This window comes from Okeania sp. SIO3B5 (assembly GCF_010692555.1).
Lineage (GTDB): Bacteria > Cyanobacteriota > Cyanobacteriia > Cyanobacteriales > Microcoleaceae > Okeania.
On sequence record NZ_JAAHHG010000170.1, the window covers coordinates 1 to 18,953 of the forward strand.

Here is an 18,953-nt window from a genome sequence, read left to right on the forward strand (position 1 = left end):
TCCCCCCTCCCCCCTTTGGAAGGTGGGATGGGGGGGATGCCTCCTGCCTTCTGTCTCCTTATAACCTATAACTTCTGCCTCCTGCCTCTTGCCTCCTGCCTCCTGCCTCCTGCCTCCTGCCTCCTCTTCTGCCTCCTGCCTCCTGCCTTCTGCCTTCTGCCTCCTGTCTCCTGCCTCCTGTCTCCTGCCTCCTGCCTCCGTTTCATTACTCAATACATCATCAAGTCGATTCAAATCTCCTTCTAATTCCTGGAGAGTGCTGCCAAAACCAACCAAAGTATTCACAGGTTCCTGAAAACTTAACATCAAACTCTGAAATGCTACCAACATTCCAATACTCAACTCCCCTTCCATGACTCGCAAACCACCTACGACTAATACCAATACTGATGTGAGAGATGATAAAAATGTTGGTAAAATCTCTAAAACTTGATTTGTCACTTCCAACTGTTGTTGAGTATTCACAGTTTTCGCATAATATCCAGACCACCGAGAAAAAAAGTCTGACTCCAGCGCCGATGCTTTTAAGGTTTCCATACTTTGCAACCCCGCAATACTTGCCCCCGCAAGTTTACCTTCGTCTTGTACTAACCGCATATTGGCATCTACCCGTTGCCGAGATACCAACTGCAAAGCCAAGATATTCACCGCAGCAAAGCTAATTCCGATTAAAGTTAGTACGCGATCGTAGGCAAACATCACCAACCCATAAAATACTATCATTACTGTATCAATAACTGTAGTCGCTAACTGTCCCGAAAGCACCTGGGCAACTTCATTATTGATATTCACGCGATCGCTAATTTCTCCAGCATATCTTTGAGCATAAAATCCTACTGGTAGTCGCAGAATATGCCACATAAACTGACTAGACATTCCTACAGATAATTTAATCATTAATTTTCTCAGGTAGCGTAGTCGTAATAATGTTAGTAAAGTTTGTAATATCGTGGCGATCGTCATTCCCAAAACTAGAGGACGCAACCAGTTGGTACGATTTTCCACAAGAATATTATCAACAAATATCTGGCTAAATACTGGTACTGTCAAACCTGGAATTACTAGCAGAAAACCTGCGATGATACAATAAATTATTGCGCCTAAAGATGGTCGGAGTCTTTCATATAATAATGGGATGATACTTGGTTTACGACCACTTTTTTCAAAGTCCTCTCCGGGTTCGATAGTAAGGATAACTCCCGTAAAACCTTCATCAAATTCATCCCAGGAAACTTTACGAGGTCCCGTAGCAGGATCGTTGAGGAAAACTTGATTTTTGTTAAATCCTTCTACGACTAAAAAATGATTAAATTCCCAAAATACAATATAGGGAGGAGATACTTCGTCAAGTTGATCGAGGGTTTCTGCTTTGAAACCACTTGCTTCCATGCCGTAATTTCTGGCAGCAGCAACTATTTTGGATGCTTTGCTACCATCGCGGGAAACTCCACATTCTTGTCGTAGTTTGGCAAGAGGTACAATACAACCGTAGTAAGCAAGGATGATACTGAGGGCCGCCGCACCACATTCAACAGCTTCCATCTGAATAACAGTAGGGGTTTTGACTCTTTTTTTTTCATTTGATTTAGAAAGTATCTGCAGAATTTAGAATTCAGGAGTCAGGAGTCAGGGATGCTTGATGGTAGGGCTAGACTAGACTCCAACCAATAACTCCCCACATTCCCCTCCTAGGAGTGGTTAGGGGTGGGTCCCCATCTCCTTACAAGGGTAAGTTTTTAAGATTTGACACGGGGACGCGGATATTGGATGATTGAGTAATTACAGCACTTTTGAGCATGGTGAGGTACAGTTGAAGATTAATCTCTATCTTTGTAAGGCTTCTAGCCTGTAAAAAGCAAGATGCTTGTGTTTAATCTCTATGTTTGTAACACAGGCTGCTAGCCTGTAAAGCAAGATGCTTGTGTTTAATCTCTATGTTTGTAACACAGGCTTCTAGCCTGTAACAAGCAGGATGCTTGTGTTTAATCTCTATCTTTGTAAGGCTTCTAGCCTGTAAAAAGCAAGATGCTTGTGTTTAATCTCTATCTTTGTAAGGCTTCTAGCCTGTAACAAGCAGGATGCTTGTGTTACCAAAATTACTAAATAAAATTTTGTACCTCACTAACTCCGAAATTGCTGTAATTCAATCTACTCGCTCTATTCATGAAAGAAAACTCCCGCGTCCTCTCCCCATCTCCCCATCTCCCCTTCCCCGCGTCTCCGTGTCTCCCCCTCCCCGCGTCCTCTCCCCTCCCCATCTCCCCATCTCCCCATCTCCCAAAACTCCCTCAATTAACTTGTAATATGGATTTTAACTGGTCAATTTTCACGGGTTTAGAAACATAATTATTCATTCCTGAATCTAAACAAATTTGGCGATCTTCTTGCATTGCACTTGCAGTCATTGCTATAATATAAGGTTTTTGATTATCTGGAAAATGTTGACGAATCCAACAAGTCGCTTCTACCCCACTCATTTCTGGCATTTCCACATCCATTAAGATAATATCATAGGATTTACGTTGTACTGCTGCAATGACTTCTAAGCCATTAACTGCTACATCAGCACTATAACCCAAATTTTTCAGCATTAATAAAGCAACTTTTTGATTCACCTGATTATCTTCTGCAACAAGAATGGAAAGAAGAGAATTGTTAATAGATTCAATCATGTTCATAGAATTTGATTCCACAATAGCTGTTGGTTGTTCTAATCTAAAAACACGATCTAATGTTTCATAAAGTTGAGATTGTTTAATTGGTTTGGTTAATATTGCAGAAAAATTTATTTTACTAATTATTTCTTGTTCGGTAACTCCTACAGAAGTTAGTATAATTAAAGGTAATTCTTGACAAAATTGTAACTTTCTAATTTCTTTAACTAAGGTTAAACCATCCCTATTTAACATTTGCCAATCTAAGATAATAGCATCAAAATTTCTCTCCTCCCTTAACCATTCCAAAGCTTGATTTTGTTGTTGTGTCGCTATAGGTAACATCTTCCAGTCTTGTATTTGTTGGGTTAAAATTTGACAATTAGTAGCATTCTCGTCAAAAATTAATATTCTTTTTCCTGACAAACTAGGAGGAATAGTTTTTGGTACATCACGTGTGATTTTAGAGGTAATAGTAAAATAGAAAGTTGAACCTTTACCTAGCTGACTTTCTACCCAAATTTTACCTCCCATCATTTCTACTAAGTGCTTACAAATAACAAGACCTAGACCTGTTCCTCCATACTTACGAGTTGTAGAACTATCAACTTGACTAAAAGGTTTAAATAAACGATTTTGTTGCTCTAGAGAAATACCAATTCCTGTATCTTTGACAGCAAATTCAAATTGGTAACGAGGTTTTTTTTCTCCTTGACTAATAACCTTACTAGATACCGATACAGTCACTGCACCATTTTTTGTAAATTTAAAACCATTACTAAGAAGGTTTACTAAAACTTGACGCACTCTTCGGGAATCTAAAATAATATTTTTAGGAGTAGAAGGATGCCAATAGTAAGCTAATTCTATTTTTTGATTGAATGCTTTAGGAGCAAATAAATCAATAATTGATTCAAGACATTCTTGTAAATTAAAAGCTTCGTAATATAATTCAAGTTTACCTGATTCAATTTTGGAAAAATCAAGCAGATCGTTAATAATATTTAAAAGAGCATCTCCACTATCAGAAATTGTTTCAACAAAATTAAGTTGTTGTGAAGTTAAATTTGTATTTAATAGTAATTCTGTCATTCCCAAAACTCCATTCATTGGAGTCCTAATTTCATGGCTCATCATTGCGAGAAATTCACTTTTAGCACGATTAGCAGCTTCAGCTTCAATTTGTTTTATTTCTAACTCTTTTTGAGTATTTTTTAGATTTTCAAGAGTTTGAGAAAGTTGACTAATAATTTGTTCTAAACGGTCTGATTGTTTGATAGTATAGTGTTCTGAAACTTCAAGTAATTGAGTTAAAGTAGCAATGTTTGAATTTAATTCTTCAACCTTTGGTACTGCAGAAATGAGATGACAATAATTATTAAAAATTCTGCGATCGACGAAAGGTAAAATAGCTGTTTTAATACTTAAAGCTAAAGTGCTAAACATTTCTGCTGTAGCACGAAGAATTTTCACTTTAGAAAATAAAATTACTGCAAACAGATTACCATCAGGTAACAAACCTCCAAAAGCTAAAACAGATTTAATCCCAAAAGGAATCACAAAATTTTCTTTTGCTGGAATATATTCACTAGAAACTGCGTCAGGAACATAGAAAACATTATAGGTTTTTTGTTCTAATTCAATTAACTGTTGAGGTTCAGGTTTAAGTAGTGAATTAATATCTAAACCAAATTGATAAATTAATTGAGAAATCATTGGGATTTTTTCTACCACTTCCTGACAAGAGAGAGGAATGACTTGATGACCTCTAGAGTTAAGGCGATTATTCCATTCTTCCCGCTCGCCAGCAGTTGCTAAAAGTGTTAAACATTTTAACTTTTCAGTGCTATAATTACTGCCTAAAATTTGTCGAGCAAATTGTTGTAGACGTGGCTCTAAATTATCAAAATCATGGGTTTTAAAAAAGCGAATTAAAGCACAAGATTTTTCCTTTGTTTGGTAATCAACTAAATTATTATAAAGGTAATTTACAATCCTATTGGTTATTTCTTCCATACTGACTGCTTCATGACCTATTTGGCGTAATTTTGAACTACATTCAATCATATCTCTGAGAGTAAATTGAGCTAAATCATGCATTTTAAATTCTTCTGGTTGTTGATAATAATTAATAAATAGCAATCCTAAATGATTTGCTGTTAATATCTTATTATATATGATGGTAATTTTTTTTAGTACATACTTGATTACTCACCCTTAAAGTTTGTAGATCTTATAGAGTCTTTAGGATCATGTAATCTCAAGCACAAAAAATCAGCAAATTATTGGTATTAATAGCTATGCTAAAGACCAAAAAGGGGAAAATAATACTTCCTGTAATTATACCAATTCCCAAAAATAATGCTATACTTCCTATGGAACTTCAGTTATTAAGTAATAATAATAGTTGAATCATGTTTACAACGATTATCGGCATTAAACGAAGATATCTTATCTCTTTTTGCCGAATTATTAATTATCAATAATTAATAATTAAACAATTCTGGTTTAAAGCCTCCCCTTTTAAGGGGAAAAAAAATAATATCTCCTGATATTCAATCAAGAGCGGTTTTAACCAGAGGTAATTATCAATTATCAATTATCCATTATCAATTAATGAACCTACTCCCTACTCCCTACTCTCAAGGAGATGTAGCAAGAATGCATGAGAAATGGTATTAGAGAATAGCAAAAAATAAATAATTCAATTTTTGGACTATCCCTAGTGTCGCTACGCGGAAGTTAAAAGCGAGTGTGTAATTCTGAGGAAACCTCAGGATGTCAGACACACTCAAGGCAGTCAAAAGTGACGTTGTATGGAAAGTCCCTACAGAGTAAGGAGTAGGCTTCAAAGACATAAGATATTTGGGTTTAATACCGAGAATCGTTACAAACATTGCTGAATCATTATTCTTACTTAAGAGCTAAAGCTTTACTTTATTAAAGCATTATTTTTGGGAACTGCTATAATATCTTCAATTTAGTGCAATGAGATATTTTGTGACAGGGAAATCCCTAGGCTGCATCTCAATGTGTGAATAAAGCCAAAAATTTATCGCTTTTAGGGAACAGGGAACACCGGAGCTGGGAACAGGGAATATATAGGAAAAAAGTATTTTTGCTTGCTATGAGATGTACCCAATTCCTAACTTTCCAAACTAACACAATAGTCAATTAATCGGCTAAAATTGAAAATGTAAAGCAAGCGATCGCCAATTAAATCTGAAAAATAGTAAACTTTTATTTAGGGTTTGCTGAAAAAATATTTTTTTAGGGGGGTAGAAATTAGGAGTCAGGAGAAATAATTGTCTAATATTAGTATATCTAGCCTTGTTCAACAATTAATAATTAGGGTTTGCTGAAAAAGTCTTATGGGTGAGAGTAGGAGACAACCCACCCCTCGCCCCTCCCCCTCCCAACCCACCCCTAGCCCCTCCCAGGAGGGGAGGGGGAGACAGGAGAAAAGGGAATGAGCAAGGAGGTAGGAGTAAGAATTGTAAGAATGATTTTTCTGCCCAACTATGCGCCTAAAATACTAACTTTTCGAGCGTGAAGAGCTGAAAAACAGGCACTTTTTAAAGGCCCCAAAAAGGCTAAAACCTTTATCTGTAAATACTTTTAGATTTAATCAGCAAGCCCTAATTAATAATTAATAATTACCTCTCCTTGAAAATTAGTGACATATTATACAATTTTGAAAAAAGAATATTATAAATAATAAGCACCATAAAAAGAATTTATATCATGTCCGGTTGAATACTTACATTTTGGAGAAGGTAAGGCAGCGGGAGCTGGAGGCAGGAGGCAGAAGGAAAGAAAAGGTTAGAAGGGAAAAGGTTTTTTTATCACGCTATTATCCGGACATGATATTATATAAAAGTTGATTTGACGAAAAAGATAATTTACACCATCAAAAATGGTATTAAATCTATTCCCATACGACTCCTGAATTCTGTTTGCGAAGCATGACCTAATATTCAATTCTGTAACAGTTAAAACCCGAGGTAATCATCAATTATCCATTATCAATTATCAATTAATGAACCCTTCTTCCTTCCCTCTTCCTTCTACCATTTGTAATAAACATTTATCACCCTTGGTATTAGACATATCAAAAAATGTACGCTAATATAACAAAAAATTAACATTATATCCAAAAAAATTGGACTTATAACTTAAGTATGGCAGTTAAAGTAGGAGATCTAGCACCCAACTTCACCTTACCATCCCAAGACGAAACTCCAGTTTCTCTATCTAACTTCCGTGGTAAGAAAAATGTCGTCGTTTATTTTTATCCAAAAGATGATACACCTGGATGCACTAAAGAAGCTTGTGCATTTCGAGATAAATATCAAGTATTTACAGATGCTGGTGCTGAAGTGATTGGCATTAGTGGAGACTCTCAACAGTCTCACAAACAATTTGCTAGCAAGTATAATTTACCGTTTACTCTTTTAAGCGATACTGACAACAAAGTCAGAGAATTATATGGTGTTCCCGCTACACTTTGGATATTGCCGGGTAGAGTTACTTACGTCATAGACAAAGAAGGAATTATCCGTCACATCTTTGACTCTATGCTCAATTTTGAAGCTCACGTTGAAGAAGCTTTAAAAACATTAAAAGCAATACCTGCCTGAAGTGGAAGTCAAAAGTCAAAACTTAAAAGTCAAAAGTATTGATTGGTAAGGCTTTTAGGATTTTGTAACTGGTTAGTTATTTCTGCCATCCTGCACTAGAAGGCTGTCATTTCAGTTATCAGTCATCATTTATATCATGTCCGGATAATTAGTGATAAAAAAAACTTTCTCCTTCTTTTCTTTTTTCTTCCCTCCTGAATTGCACAATTGCTGAATTCTGAGTAGTTTATTTATAACTGTTCAACCGGACATGATATTAACCTCTTGACAGAGGAGCTACGCTATCAGTACCTCCGGCTTAAACTGGAGGCTTGAAATAGGAAACTTTATTTTTTATCCTCTTCAAAGGGGAGGCTTGAGACTTGATTTTTTTTGTCATCAGAAGACTTACGCAAAATTATCTATTATCCCATAGCCTTAATATAGGGTGCGTTGCAACACACCCTACAATTAGAGTTTTTGCGTAAGTCCTCATATTATTCAATTGAATCACTCAGAGATTAGTGAATATACCAAAGAACAAGTTACTTAGGACATAGACTGATGATGAACCTCAGATAGGGAAATTTCTTTCCCCTGTTCCCTGTTCCCTGCTATAACTCCAATTCTGAAATCATTCTAAACTTGAGCAGATTCAATATCTGCTACATCATCATTATGAGCTACTTTCCCATTGCTACCATTACCATTAGTAGGCCGTGGTTGAATTAAACCATAACCACCATGATGATAACGTTTATAGATCACATTAATCTCACCTGTTGCAGCATTGGAAAACATATAGAAATCGTGATCGATAAATTGTAGCTGCTCCAGAGCTTCTTTTACACTCATTGGAGCCATCGCAAAATATTTCGTCCGTACTACCTCACTAGGTAGCTCCGGTTGGCGATCACCAATCAAGTCCTGCTCTACTGGTTGTGATTCAACTATCTCAACAGTTTTAACCTTATTAACCTTGGATTGACGCTTTTCTTTATACTTTCTTAATTGGCGTGCAATTTTATCTGCTACTAAGTCAATACTAGCATACAAATTCTCGCTACTTTCTTGGGCACGAATGACTGTACCGTTAGCGTAGATAGTTACTTCTGCCGTCTGCTTAGGATTTATCCGTGGGTTTCGAGCTACTGATAGATGTACATCTACCTCTGTAGTGAGCTGTTGAAAATGGCTAACTGCTTTTTCAATTTTTTGATTAACATACTCGTCAATGGAATCGGTTATTTCTATATTCTTACCCTGGATAACAAGCTTCATAAGCTCCCTCCGCTAATGTTTGGGCTGTATTATTTAGAGTAGCACTTTGTATTCTCCCCAACATCCTATCTTTAAAATCCTTTGCATCCCTTGACAATTCTTGATTTTTTTTGCTTAAATGTAGCTAAATTTAGCCTTGATTTTTTGGATAATTCACAGTATACATCTCCAGAAAAGAGGGAATAGGGAGTAGGGAGTAGGGAGTAGGCAGAAAGAATTAATGATTTCTATACGAGAATTAATTTTATTTTTTATTATTGGAGATGTCTAGTGCCGCTACGCCGAAGTCATGCATCGAGTGTGTAATTCTGAAGTCCCCTCAGAATGTAAGACACACTCAAGACAGTCAAAAGTATTGATTGGTAAGGCTTTTAGGATTTTGTAACTGGTTAGTTATTTCTGCCATAGTTATAGAAACCTTATCTCTTTGAACCTTTCTTTTCCTTCTGCCTTCTGCCTCCAGCATAGCTGCCTTCCTGACATGAAATAACATGGTGTATCAAAATAGTCCTTGTTTAGCAAAAACTTGCCATCTAATTTGTCCAGGATTAATCAGTTACTCAGTGGCCTGGGAATGGCAAAAATCACTTGTCCAACAACGTCGCAATTGTCCAGAATTGACTGATGTCCTCATATTATTAGAACATCCACCAGTTTATACTTTAGGACAAGGGGCAAAATTAGATTTTCTCAAATTTGACCCCGCTCAAAATGAATATGAACTTTACCGAGTGGAGCGAGGCGGGGAAGTTACATATCATTGTCCTGGCCAACTGGTGGGTTATCCTATTCTCAATTTACGACGTTATCAGCAGGACTTACATTGGTATTTACGACAATTAGAAGAAGTATTGTTACAAGTCTTAGATGTCTATAGTCTCAATGGTGAAAGATATCCAGGTTTAACAGGGGTTTGGTTAGAGGGACGAAAAATAGCAGCTATCGGGATTAAAGTAAGCCGTTGGATAACAATGCACGGTTTTGCTCTCAATGTTTGTCCAGATTTAGTTGGTTTTAATAGAATTGTACCTTGTGGTATTTCTGATAAATCTGTAGGTAGTCTGGCAGAGTTTATTCCTGGTATTACTATAGATGAAGTCCTTCCTCAAGTAGCTGCTGCTTTTACTAAAGTATTTGGAGTCGAGTTAATTTACCTAAATAACACGGGAGCATGAAAGCCATCGTCTTTTAAGCGATGGATGAAAGGTGAGGAGTCGGATTTTAAGGAGATGTATTTTATTTTACCGAAGAGCCACGTTGAAGGCCCCCGTGTTTTAACCGGGGGATGGAAACAACCGAGTCGTTTAGACTAGATAACTAAAGTGGTCTTGTGCTATTATCAACCACAATAAATTTTCCAGCCCCTGTTTGAAATGTATAGTTGTCAGCAAGTTTTAGTAGGTAAAAATCCCGATCTTATTGCTATTTTAACATTCTTGTGTGAACAGTCTCACAAGCTCACTAACATGGGAATATATTATGGTCGGCAATTATATTTTAAGTCTCACAAAACTCTGGGCAAGTTTGACGCAGGAATTGGTTTATAAACACAACTATCATTACAAAGTTTTATATTCGCTCTTCAGCACAACAAATATTGAGAACTGTAGCTGAATCCCATACGCTCTTATTATGGTCTAATGAAAGCCTACAATGAAGGTAAAATCTCAGACAGACCAAGGATTCCTAACTACAGAAAAAAAGGGGGAATGGCTACAGTAAGTTACCCCAAACAAGCATTAAAGCTTAAAGATAATCAAATTAGAGTACCACGCTTGTAATACCTGTAAGCGCTGGTTTGGTCTAGATTGTTTTTATATTCCTATGCCGAGTAATCTCGAATTTTTATCTATTAAAGAACTGAGAATATTACCGAGGAACAAATGTTTTACCCAAGAATTTGTCTATGAAAAAGAAATAGTAGTTAAACCTCAATTAAACCAAGACAATGTATTAGGAATAGACCATGGTGTAAATAATTGGTTGACCTGTGTATCGAATATTGGTACGAGCACGGGTTGTAGATGGGAAAAAGATAAAATCAATGAATCGTTGGTACAATAAACAAGTATCAACCATTAAAGAAAATCGACCTCAAGGATTTTGGTCAAATAAACTAGCTGCAATTACAGAAAAGCGTAACCGCCAAATGCGATTTGGGTATTAATAAAGCAGCCAGAATAGTAATTAATCATTGCGCACAAAAATTCTATTGGTACAATTGTATTTGGTTGGAATAAAGGTCAGAAAAATCAAATCAAATTAGGAAAAAAAAGTAATTCTGAGTTTTTACCAATTCCTACAGCTAGACTGAAAGAAAGAATAGCTCAATTGTGTATTGAATATGGAATAATTTTGATAGAAACAGAAAGATTGTTATACAAGTATTGCTTCATTTTTAGATGGTGACAATCTGCCTATTTATGGTGAAAAACCCAATGATTGGAAACCGTCACCGAAAAGAATAAAGCGTGGTTTGTATAGAAGTAGTAATAATTGGTTAATAAATGCAGACTGTAACGGGGCTGCAAATATCATCACAAAAGTAAGCCGCAAAGCTGTAGGGGCGATTCGCGAATCGCCCCTACTTAAGCCGACTGTGTAGGGGCACTTTGACTTGTCCTCAGAGAATATATCTTTGGTCAGCGCTCGAAAAAACGAAGCAACATGGATTTATCCTGTTGCGTAGTATCAACTTAGAATCCCCGTGACTTAAGTCCGGGGAGCAGTCAATATTAGACACTTCCAATAATAAAAAATAGAATTAATTATCGAAGATAAATTATCAAATCTTCCCCTCCTGGGAGGGGTTAGCGGTGGGTTCCCTACTCCCTCTTTTCTGTCTATTAAAAAGGTATAGGATCGGAATCATCTGGTGGTGAATTCTCTTCTTGCACATTTGGTTTTGATTCTTCGTTGAAAGTAGAGCTACGACGAGATTTTAAATCAACAACATTATTATAGTTTTGCTCTTGTGGTTGTGTCTGAGTTACAGTTCTTTTAGTAGATTGATTTCTGGATGTTTGACTATCATTTTGAGTCATAGCTTCAGGACTAACAGGATATATTCTGGAGGCTGTTAATTCAGCTCGTTTTTCTTTAAAACCTTCCGGTCTTTCAAGAGTATTGATATTCAAGCGACCTTCAACAATTATATAATCCCCTTCATGGTATTGTTGACTAACTTGTTGAGCTAAATCTCCCCATGCTACTACTTTTAGTATGGCAGGTTTTTTTTCTACTCCTAAATTAGAAAATTCTACCATCATTTCTGCTACTGGTAATTGAGCATCTGCTGTGTAGCGCAGTTCTGGATCTTTGATAATTTGTACCATTAATATACAGCTATTCATTTTGATTTTTAACTATGTAATAAGTAAATAAATTAAGAGAGCTTTTCATTTTATATCATACTGAACTGAATAACCCACATTCGGCACTTCAATTTGTAACATGAAAATTAGTATAAAATCTGTAGCTTGCTTAAATATTTATATTATATAAATTATCTTCATTTACCTCGATCAGGAGTCAAATTCTCAGTTAAATATTAAGCATAAATACTGACTGAATCCTTGACTCCTATTGACTACTATAATTTTTCTTCTTAACTTCTTACTTCTTACTTCTTACTTTTGACTTTTGACTTTTGACTTTTGACTTTCTCAATCATTTAGCTTTTTCCCACTCATAAATAAATTCACAAAATCATGGATTGTATTACGGTAATCCCTCAAAGTTTTATCAACCCAATCTCGATCATTACTATCTGCATAAATATGTACTAAAGGTTCTGCAGCATCCGGTAAAACTAATACCCAATTATCATTTTGATGATTAATAATCTTTACTCCATCAGTTAATTCTAATTTTTCTGGAGAATTAGTTTCTACTAAATACCTCATTAAAGCTCCTTTTACTTTCCAAGGACAACGTACTTTATAGGAACGATGAGTAACAACAGGAATATCCGCACTAATTTGTCCTAAAGAACGCTCTTGAATAGTCAACATTTCTATCACTTTAGCGATACAAAACATCGCATCAAAACCAGGATGCAATTTAGGAAAAATAAATCCCATATCACCACTTCCACCTAATACCACATTATGATTAATTTGACAAGCCTCCATCAATGCTGTAGGATTTGCTTTTGTCCGAATTACATGACTATCATGACGACGAGCAATTTTTTCTACCGCCGCAGAAGCATTTATTGGTACTACTACCGCACTACGTGGATGAGCAGTTAACATCAAATTAACCATTAGTGCAGTTAACATTTCACCACGAATAGCAGAACCAGTTTCATCTACTAATATTAATTGTTCTCCATTTGCCGTTACTTGAACCCCTACATTTGCTTGTAAAGCTTCTACCACCCGACCTAATTGATCTAATAAACTTTCTTTTTCTTCTTGCCCTAAAGAAGTCTCTTTTAAGCTAGCATTTAGAACTACAGCATCACAACCAAATTTAGCTAATAATTGTGGTAATATTGCTCCCGAAACACCATAACAATAATCAATTACAACTTTAGATTTACTATAGCGAATTGCCTCAGAATTAAGCAGATTTTCAAAGCCTTTGCTATAAGCATCTAATACTTCATGACGGTAAACCATCTTGCCAATTTCTGGAATTTGTACTCGGCGTAAATCTTCTTTAAAATACGCTCCTTCTATCTTTTTTTCCTTCGCTTTAGAAAGATTAATTCCTTGAGAATCAAAAATTTCAATTAATATTTGGTCTGAGCGGTTAGGAGAAAGACGTACATGAACACCACCTACAACATTCATAGTTGGTAAAATTGTTCTAGCAATAGGAATAGCAGTAGATTCTAAATTTATTATATTCACTCCAACTGACATTAAACCCGCAATTAAAGACCGAGAAACCATCCGAGATATACTACGTTGGTCGCGAGAAACTGATATTGTCGAACCAGGTTTCAAAGTAGAACCATAAGCTGCCCCTAACTTCACCGCAAATTCTGGAGTAATATCAATATTTGCTAATCCTTGCACCCCTCGTTGCCCAAACAAATTTCTCTTAGCAGTTGTACCCCAAATCAAATTAATATTCAGGGTAGCTCCAGATTCTACTCTTTTACTAGGCCATACTCTAACATTGGGACTAATTTGAGCCTCTTCTCCTACAGTAGATAATGAACCAACCACAGCACCTTCTAATACCTGAGCGCGACGATCTATCCTTGCACCTCGACAAATTATACAAGCTCTTAAATTTGCATCCTCTCCCACCAGTACCCCATTCCAAATAATTGGGCGCTTCACATCAGCATCTGCACCAATTGTCACATTATCTCCAATCACACTACCTGCTTCAATCTGAACTCTTGGACCAATTCTGCAGTTATCTCCGATTAAAGCTGGTGTCTCAATTTTAGCTGTCCGGTCAATATAAGTATTTTCTCCTGTCCAAAGTCCAGGCGATCGCTCTTGATAAGCAAAATCAAGTTTTACTGTCTGTTGAAGTGCATCATATTGAGCTTCCCGATAGGCATCTAAATGTCCGACATCACACCAATAACCTTCTGCTATATAGCCATACATTGGCTCATTTTTATCTAACAATAAAGGAAATAATTCTTTAGAGAAATCACTTTCTTGATTGGCTGGTAAATAGTTTAAAATTTCTGGTTCTAAGATGTATGTTCCTGTATTAACAGTATCAGAAAATATTTCACTGGTAGAAGGTTTTTCTAGAAACCTTTTTATCCTCTGTTGTTCATCAGTAATTACCACTCCAAATTCAATAGGATTAGGTACGCGAGTTAGGACTAAAGTGGCTTTTGAGTTATTTTTTTTATGAAATTCTATAGCTGTAGTTAAATCAAAATCTGTAATTGTATCTCCACTAATTACCAAGAAAGTTTCATCGAGAAGTTCAGCAATATTTTTCACACAACCAGCAGTTCCTAGAGGTTGTTCTTCCTCTACGGCATAAGTCATTTGTACTCCAAATTGACTGCCATCTTGAAAATATTCACGCATTACATCAGGTAAATAATGTAAAGTAGCAATAATCTCTCTAATTTGATGTTTTTTTAATAAATTAATAATATGTTCGGCTATTGGGCGATTTAAAATTGGTACCATTGGTTTCGGAAGATCGCAGGTCAGTGGCCTGAGTCGTGTTCCGGAACCTCCCGCCATTAATACTGCACGCATAATTCCTCCTTTATGATTGATTTTGTCTTAATATCTATATAGCAATCCTATTTTATTTCTGTATAAAAATCTTATTGTTTTTAGGGAACAGGGAATAGGGAACAGGTAAGAGTTTCAGTTTTTTTACCTACTTTTTGATTACCCGCAACCTATTTAGGATTGCTATAGCCATAAGATTTGAGTTGTGAGATATTGAAAACTTTTAGGGAATAGCGGTGCGACCCCGCGACAACGTTAGTCGCAAGGGAATGCGCACCAAGAGAGGGTGAACAGATTAGACGAAAAAATGTATCATATGAATATAATAATTGGTATATTCTATACTTTTAAGGAACATCTCAATTCTCACAACTGATTCCTGATTGCTATATTAATTCATTAATACTAATTGACACTTTTTTATATGATTGTGTCAGAACGCAAATAATTAGTCAAAATTCATTGCTTCTTATTTCCTTTTAAATACTATAGTTAATATTTTTTTATTGACTTTGAGCAAATTTTTGGTAAGTATTTCCTGCGCAATGCTTACAGACTAGCTAGCTACTAATAGCAGAATGCTTACAATTTTCACTCGAAGCTTTTCTTCAAATTCCCCACTCAGAATCAATCAAAATCCAGGAATTTTAATAAACTTTAGAAATTGCAAAAATCATCAAAAATTAATTTTTTTACTGATTTTTTACCGAATTATTAATTATTAATTATTAATTATTAAATAATTATGGTTTAAAGCCTCCCCTTTTAAGGGGAAAAAAGCGGTCTCCGGATGGCGAGGAAACCTGCGCCATATCCAATAAACCAAGAGAAAAAATAATATTTCCTTATATTCAATCAAGAGCGGTTTTAACCAGAGGTAATAATCAATTATCCATTATCAATTAATGAACACCTTTTTATTCTCTGTTCCTGATTTGCTAGTAGCTATAGAGAAGTTTTGTTCAAATATCATCTAATTTTAATTCCATAATCATTAAGTATATAAGTCAACTTAATATAGAAAATGATTGTTTAGAAAAAATAGAAGTTAGGCAATTTTTTTTACCTTGCCTGACACCTTGTATCCTGGTTTTATATTTTTTTACCGAGAGATTGTGGGTATGCGCCTCCCATTTTAAGGGGATAAAAAAAAGATAATTCTGTATTTCAAGCCTCCTGATTGCAGAGGTACTGATAACTGATAACTGATAACTGAAATGACACTCACCTACTTACCTATATTAACTATATTGGTTATAATAGTTTGAGTAATCTTAAACCTAAAGTCCAATTAAGATTAATTAAATAATTATTATATTGGGCAACTGGAGAGTACAAAGTTCTTCCCAAGAACAATTTGCGTTGAAGGCTGAAAGTATTACTGTAAAAGCCTTACAGTACTTACAGCTCTGAATAAAGAATTTTTAACCTTTATATCGCTGAAAGCCTTAGCTATCAATAGTTATTTCAAGAACTTTGCACTGTCTAGTGGGCAATACCTGAAAAATTGACCTTTTAAGAGTTTTTGTTCCATGAGTACGTTAATTGGCCTGCTATTACTGGTTATATATGGAGGTGGAATCTGGAAGTTCTGGAATGGGTTTAAACAGACGAACTTTTCTCAGAATTTTCAGAATCGTTTGGTATTATCTATATTTTGGCCTGTTTTATTAATTGGTAACAAATCTTACCGTAAGAACTTTACAAAAGCTCTGAAAGGTTCTAGACGATAGAAAAATAAATGTCCAAAAAAAAGTCTGCCTTGTCCTCGGATGGGGACCAATCTTCCTGGTTCGCTCAAAAAAATTTAGATAATTGGCATACTCAAATCATCGCAGTACAGAGTCGCTTTGATCGAGATTACCGAGGAGAATCTTTTGAATTACCCTCGGAAATAGAAGCAATGCCAATATTTCATGATTATGCCTCCGGTAATCTCACAGCAAAAATAGTTTCACCTTTTTGGGAAATAGCTAAACCTAAGAAAAATCAAAAATGTTTGGATATTGGCTGTGGAGTGAGTTTTTTGATTTACCCTTGGCGTGATTGGGAAGCTTTTTTTTATGGTCAAGAAATTAGTACAATAGCCAGAGATAATCTCAATCACCGAGGCTCTCTACTTAATTATAAACTATTTAAAGGAGTAGAGTTAGGACCTGCTCACCAATTAAATTATCAAACAAATGAGTTTGACTTGGCGATCGCTACAGGTTTTAGTTGTTATTATCCGATAGATTATTGGGAAGAAGTACTTAAGGAAGTAAAACGTATTCTTAAACCTGAAAATAACTTTGTTTTTGATGTGCTTAACCCAGAACAACCATTAGCAGAAAATTGGGCAATTTTAGAAACATATTTAGGAGCAGAAGTATTTTTGGAACCTTTAGAAAATTGGGAAAAAATGATCGAAACTATGGGCGGAAAAATAGTAAAGCGACAACCTGGAGAACTATTTCAAATGTATAAAGTTAAATTTTAATTAGTTAAGAGGTTTGAGTTAAAGATTGCTAGTTACCAGAAAATTGGGTTTAAAGCCTCGCCCATAAGCGGGCGACTTTATTAGTAGTTGATTTTATTTCAATAAATATGTTATCATATTGTTAGTTTAAGAGTCAAATTATGAAAGCTAGATTTAAGTATCGTATCTATCCAACACCGGGACAAAAATACCGAGAGCGCAAAGCTATTTGGTTGTGTCCGTGTGGCGAGTGAATGATAGTCTAGCTTGTTGCCTGTGAAAAGTATAAATTAGGAGAGAAGAAACCCAATAATTCTCAACTACAAAAACAGTTTATCACTCAATCAAAAAACACTGAAGACAGAGAATGGTTATCAGAAGTTTCTGCTATACCATTGCAGCAATCTTTGAATGATTTAAACCAGGCGTTGCTCTAATTTTTTCAAATCGACTAAAGGTGAGAGAAAAGGCAGACCTATTAAACCTCCAGATTGCTTCGTTCCTCGCAACGCTCCGCGATTTAAAAGTAAAAAGTCAAAGCAAACTGCTCGGTTTACACTCGTGAGGATTTAAAGTTGGTCAACACAAAGTTTATTTAGCTAAGATTGGAAAGCTGAAAATTGTATCGCCTGTGAGATTTACCTGCTGCTCCATCATCAGTAACAGTAATCAAAGATTGTAGGGGCGATTCGCGAATCGCCCCTACTAGATATTTCTTGAGTTTTGTAGTAGAAATACAACCAGAAGTCTTACCTAAAACTGATAATTCAGTAGGCATAGATTTAGGTATTAAAACTTTTGTGACATTTAGCAATGGTACAAAGGTTGATGCTCCTAAGCCACTGAAGAAACGAATTAAGAAATTAAGAAAGGTAAAGTTTGTCACTATCTCATAAAACTAAAGGATCTAAAAGGTATGAAAAAGCACGGGTTAGAGTGGCTAAGTTCCATGTCAAACTGAAAGATACAAGAATAGATTTTCTACATAAATTATCTACTAAAATAATTCGTGAAAACCAAACAGTTGTTTTAGAAGATTTAAACGTTTCTGGTATGATTAAGAACCGTAAATTATCTAGATCAATATCTGATTTAGGTTGGAGAACTTTCAGAATATTCCTAGAAGGAAAAGCAGAAAAATATGGTCGCGATTTCAGAGTAATTAGTCGTTGGGAACCCACATCTCAAACTTGCTCTAGCTGCGGTTTTAAAGGTGGAAAATTAGACCTTCAGGTGCGCGAGTGGGAGTGTCTAAACTGTGGCAGCAAACACGATAGAGACGTAAGCGAAGCTCCTCCGCAGGAGGCAAACGCAGCGATAAATATATTAGTCGCCGGAGGGCATTCGGAGACAAAAAACGGACGTGGAGGCAAGTGTAAGACTACCGCCAAGGTAGCAACAGCCTGTGAGACGTCAACCCACCGAGGAGTTACGGCTCGGTAGGAATCCCCGTGCCTTTAGGCCGGGGAGGATGTCAAAGAGTCGAGTATTCAATATATATATAACAGAAGAAAGAAGGAAGAAAAAAGAAGGAAAAATATTGTTTTTTCTTTTTCTGAATTTTAACCCACATTCCGCACTTCAATTTGTAACCCACATTCCGCACGTCAATTTGTAACATGAAAAGTAGTATAAAAAAACCATCTTGATTCAGTATTTATACGGTATAAATTATCTTCATTGACCTGGATCGAGAATCAAATTATCAGGAAAGTATTAAGTATAAATACTCAATTATCACCACTACTATTTTCTTCTGAATTCTGGA

The 18,953-nt window shown here is 35.8% G+C and carries 16 protein-coding genes; 11 read left to right on the forward strand and 5 right to left on the reverse strand.

The window, feature by feature from the left end; all coding sequences use genetic code 11:
• Both F6K54_RS21515 and F6K54_RS21520 read right to left on the reverse strand, forming a co-directional pair.
• The coding region (locus tag F6K54_RS21515) for a cysteine peptidase family C39 domain-containing protein (protein WP_366558189.1) at positions 1-1,605 on the reverse strand (1,605 nt) is incomplete at its 3' end.
• A gap of 683 nt (positions 1,606-2,288) precedes the next feature.
• Positions 2,289-4,796, reverse strand: a complete 2,508-nt coding sequence (locus F6K54_RS21520) for a response regulator (protein WP_293081677.1) — start codon at positions 4,794-4,796, stop codon at positions 2,289-2,291.
• A 2,039-nt stretch (positions 4,797-6,835) separates the two neighbouring features.
• Here F6K54_RS21520 and F6K54_RS21525 point away from each other — a divergent pair.
• Positions 6,836-7,294, forward strand: coding sequence for a peroxiredoxin (locus F6K54_RS21525; protein ID WP_293081680.1), 459 nt, complete (start codon positions 6,836-6,838; stop codon positions 7,292-7,294).
• A gap of 618 nt (positions 7,295-7,912) precedes the next feature.
• On the opposite strand, the gene hpf is transcribed toward F6K54_RS21525, so the two are convergent.
• Positions 7,913-8,554: a ribosome hibernation-promoting factor, HPF/YfiA family gene (gene hpf, locus F6K54_RS21530; RefSeq protein WP_293081682.1), complete on the reverse strand. Its 642-nt coding sequence runs from the start codon at positions 8,552-8,554 to the stop codon at positions 7,913-7,915.
• Between the two features lie 491 nt (positions 8,555-9,045).
• Between hpf and lipB the strand changes: the two genes are divergently transcribed.
• The 5 genes from lipB to F6K54_RS21555 all read left to right on the forward strand — a co-directional run bounded on the left by lipB (position 9,046) and on the right by F6K54_RS21555 (position 10,721).
• On the forward strand, positions 9,046-9,729 hold the full coding sequence (gene lipB, locus F6K54_RS21535) for a lipoyl(octanoyl) transferase LipB (protein WP_293081685.1): 684 nt from the start codon (positions 9,046-9,048) through the stop codon (positions 9,727-9,729).
• 198 nt (positions 9,730-9,927) lie between these two features.
• Positions 9,928-10,101: a hypothetical protein gene (locus F6K54_RS21540; RefSeq protein ID WP_293081688.1), complete on the forward strand. Its 174-nt coding sequence runs from the start codon at positions 9,928-9,930 to the stop codon at positions 10,099-10,101.
• A gap of 93 nt (positions 10,102-10,194) precedes the next feature.
• Positions 10,195-10,335 carry a hypothetical protein gene (locus tag F6K54_RS21545; RefSeq protein ID WP_293081690.1) on the forward strand — a complete coding sequence of 47 codons (141 nt, stop codon included), beginning with the start codon at positions 10,195-10,197 and terminating at the stop codon, positions 10,333-10,335.
• A 43-nt stretch (positions 10,336-10,378) separates the two neighbouring features.
• Positions 10,379-10,618, forward strand: a complete 240-nt coding sequence (locus F6K54_RS21550) for a hypothetical protein (RefSeq protein ID WP_293081693.1) — start codon at positions 10,379-10,381, stop codon at positions 10,616-10,618.
• A complete protein-coding gene (locus tag F6K54_RS21555) occupies positions 10,599-10,721 on the forward strand; it encodes a hypothetical protein (protein ID WP_293081695.1) in 123 nt (40 codons plus the stop codon). Before F6K54_RS21550 ends, F6K54_RS21555 begins: the two co-directional genes overlap by 20 nt.
• A 679-nt stretch (positions 10,722-11,400) precedes the next feature.
• On the opposite strand, the gene F6K54_RS21560 is transcribed toward F6K54_RS21555, so the two are convergent.
• Complete coding sequence (locus F6K54_RS21560; protein WP_293081698.1) at positions 11,401-11,907, reverse strand: single-stranded DNA-binding protein; 507 nt, start codon at positions 11,905-11,907, stop codon at positions 11,401-11,403.
• 312 nt (positions 11,908-12,219) lie between these two features.
• Positions 12,220-14,748, reverse strand: a complete 2,529-nt coding sequence (locus F6K54_RS21565; protein WP_293081700.1) for a mannose-1-phosphate guanyltransferase — start codon at positions 14,746-14,748, stop codon at positions 12,220-12,222.
• 1,511 nt (positions 14,749-16,259) lie between these two features.
• Here F6K54_RS21565 and F6K54_RS21570 point away from each other — a divergent pair.
• The 5 genes from F6K54_RS21570 (at position 16,260) to F6K54_RS21590 (ending at position 18,628) form a co-directional block, all read left to right on the forward strand.
• Entirely contained in the window at positions 16,260-16,460 is a 201-nt protein-coding gene (locus tag F6K54_RS21570; protein WP_293081703.1) for a hypothetical protein, read from the forward strand.
• Positions 16,461-16,468: 8 nt separating this feature from the next.
• The gene (locus F6K54_RS21575; protein ID WP_293081705.1) at positions 16,469-17,206 is read left to right on the forward strand and encodes a class I SAM-dependent methyltransferase; all 738 of its coding nucleotides are present in this window, start codon (positions 16,469-16,471) and stop codon (positions 17,204-17,206) included.
• A 140-nt stretch (positions 17,207-17,346) separates the two neighbouring features.
• Entirely contained in the window at positions 17,347-17,439 is a 93-nt protein-coding gene (locus tag F6K54_RS21580; RefSeq protein ID WP_293081707.1) for a helix-turn-helix domain-containing protein, read from the forward strand.
• 462 nt (positions 17,440-17,901) lie between these two features.
• Positions 17,902-18,081, forward strand: a complete 180-nt coding sequence (locus F6K54_RS21585) for a transposase (RefSeq protein ID WP_293081709.1) — start codon at positions 17,902-17,904, stop codon at positions 18,079-18,081.
• On the forward strand, positions 18,065-18,628 hold the full coding sequence (locus tag F6K54_RS21590; RefSeq protein ID WP_293081712.1) for an RNA-guided endonuclease TnpB family protein: 564 nt from the start codon (positions 18,065-18,067) through the stop codon (positions 18,626-18,628). Before F6K54_RS21585 ends, F6K54_RS21590 begins: the two co-directional genes overlap by 17 nt.
• The last annotated feature ends 325 nt before the right edge of the window (positions 18,629-18,953 follow it).

Bases quoted from the DNA above. Each gene is read 5' to 3' on its own strand.
- F6K54_RS21550 (WP_293081693.1), top strand. From the start codon at position 10,379: ATGCCGAGTAATCTCGAATTTTTATCTATTAAAGAACTGAGAATATTA.
- lipB (WP_293081685.1), top strand. From the start codon at position 9,046: ATGGTGTATCAAAATAGTCCTTGTTTAGCAAAAACTTGCCATCTAATT.
- F6K54_RS21575 (WP_293081705.1), top strand. From the start codon at position 16,469: ATGTCCAAAAAAAAGTCTGCCTTGTCCTCGGATGGGGACCAATCTTCC.
- F6K54_RS21565 (WP_293081700.1), bottom strand. From the start codon at position 14,748: ATGCGTGCAGTATTAATGGCGGGAGGTTCCGGAACACGACTCAGGCCA.
- F6K54_RS21545 (WP_293081690.1), top strand. From the start codon at position 10,195: ATGAAAGCCTACAATGAAGGTAAAATCTCAGACAGACCAAGGATTCCT.
- F6K54_RS21525 (WP_293081680.1), top strand. From the start codon at position 6,836: ATGGCAGTTAAAGTAGGAGATCTAGCACCCAACTTCACCTTACCATCC.
- F6K54_RS21580 (WP_293081707.1), top strand. From the start codon at position 17,347: ATGAAAGCTAGATTTAAGTATCGTATCTATCCAACACCGGGACAAAAA.
- F6K54_RS21570 (WP_293081703.1), top strand. From the start codon at position 16,260: ATGAGTACGTTAATTGGCCTGCTATTACTGGTTATATATGGAGGTGGA.
- hpf (WP_293081682.1), bottom strand. From the start codon at position 8,554: ATGAAGCTTGTTATCCAGGGTAAGAATATAGAAATAACCGATTCCATT.
- F6K54_RS21560 (WP_293081698.1), bottom strand. From the start codon at position 11,907: ATGAATAGCTGTATATTAATGGTACAAATTATCAAAGATCCAGAACTG.
- F6K54_RS21540 (WP_293081688.1), top strand. From the start codon at position 9,928: ATGTATAGTTGTCAGCAAGTTTTAGTAGGTAAAAATCCCGATCTTATT.
- F6K54_RS21555 (WP_293081695.1), top strand. From the start codon at position 10,599: ATGAATCGTTGGTACAATAAACAAGTATCAACCATTAAAGAAAATCGA.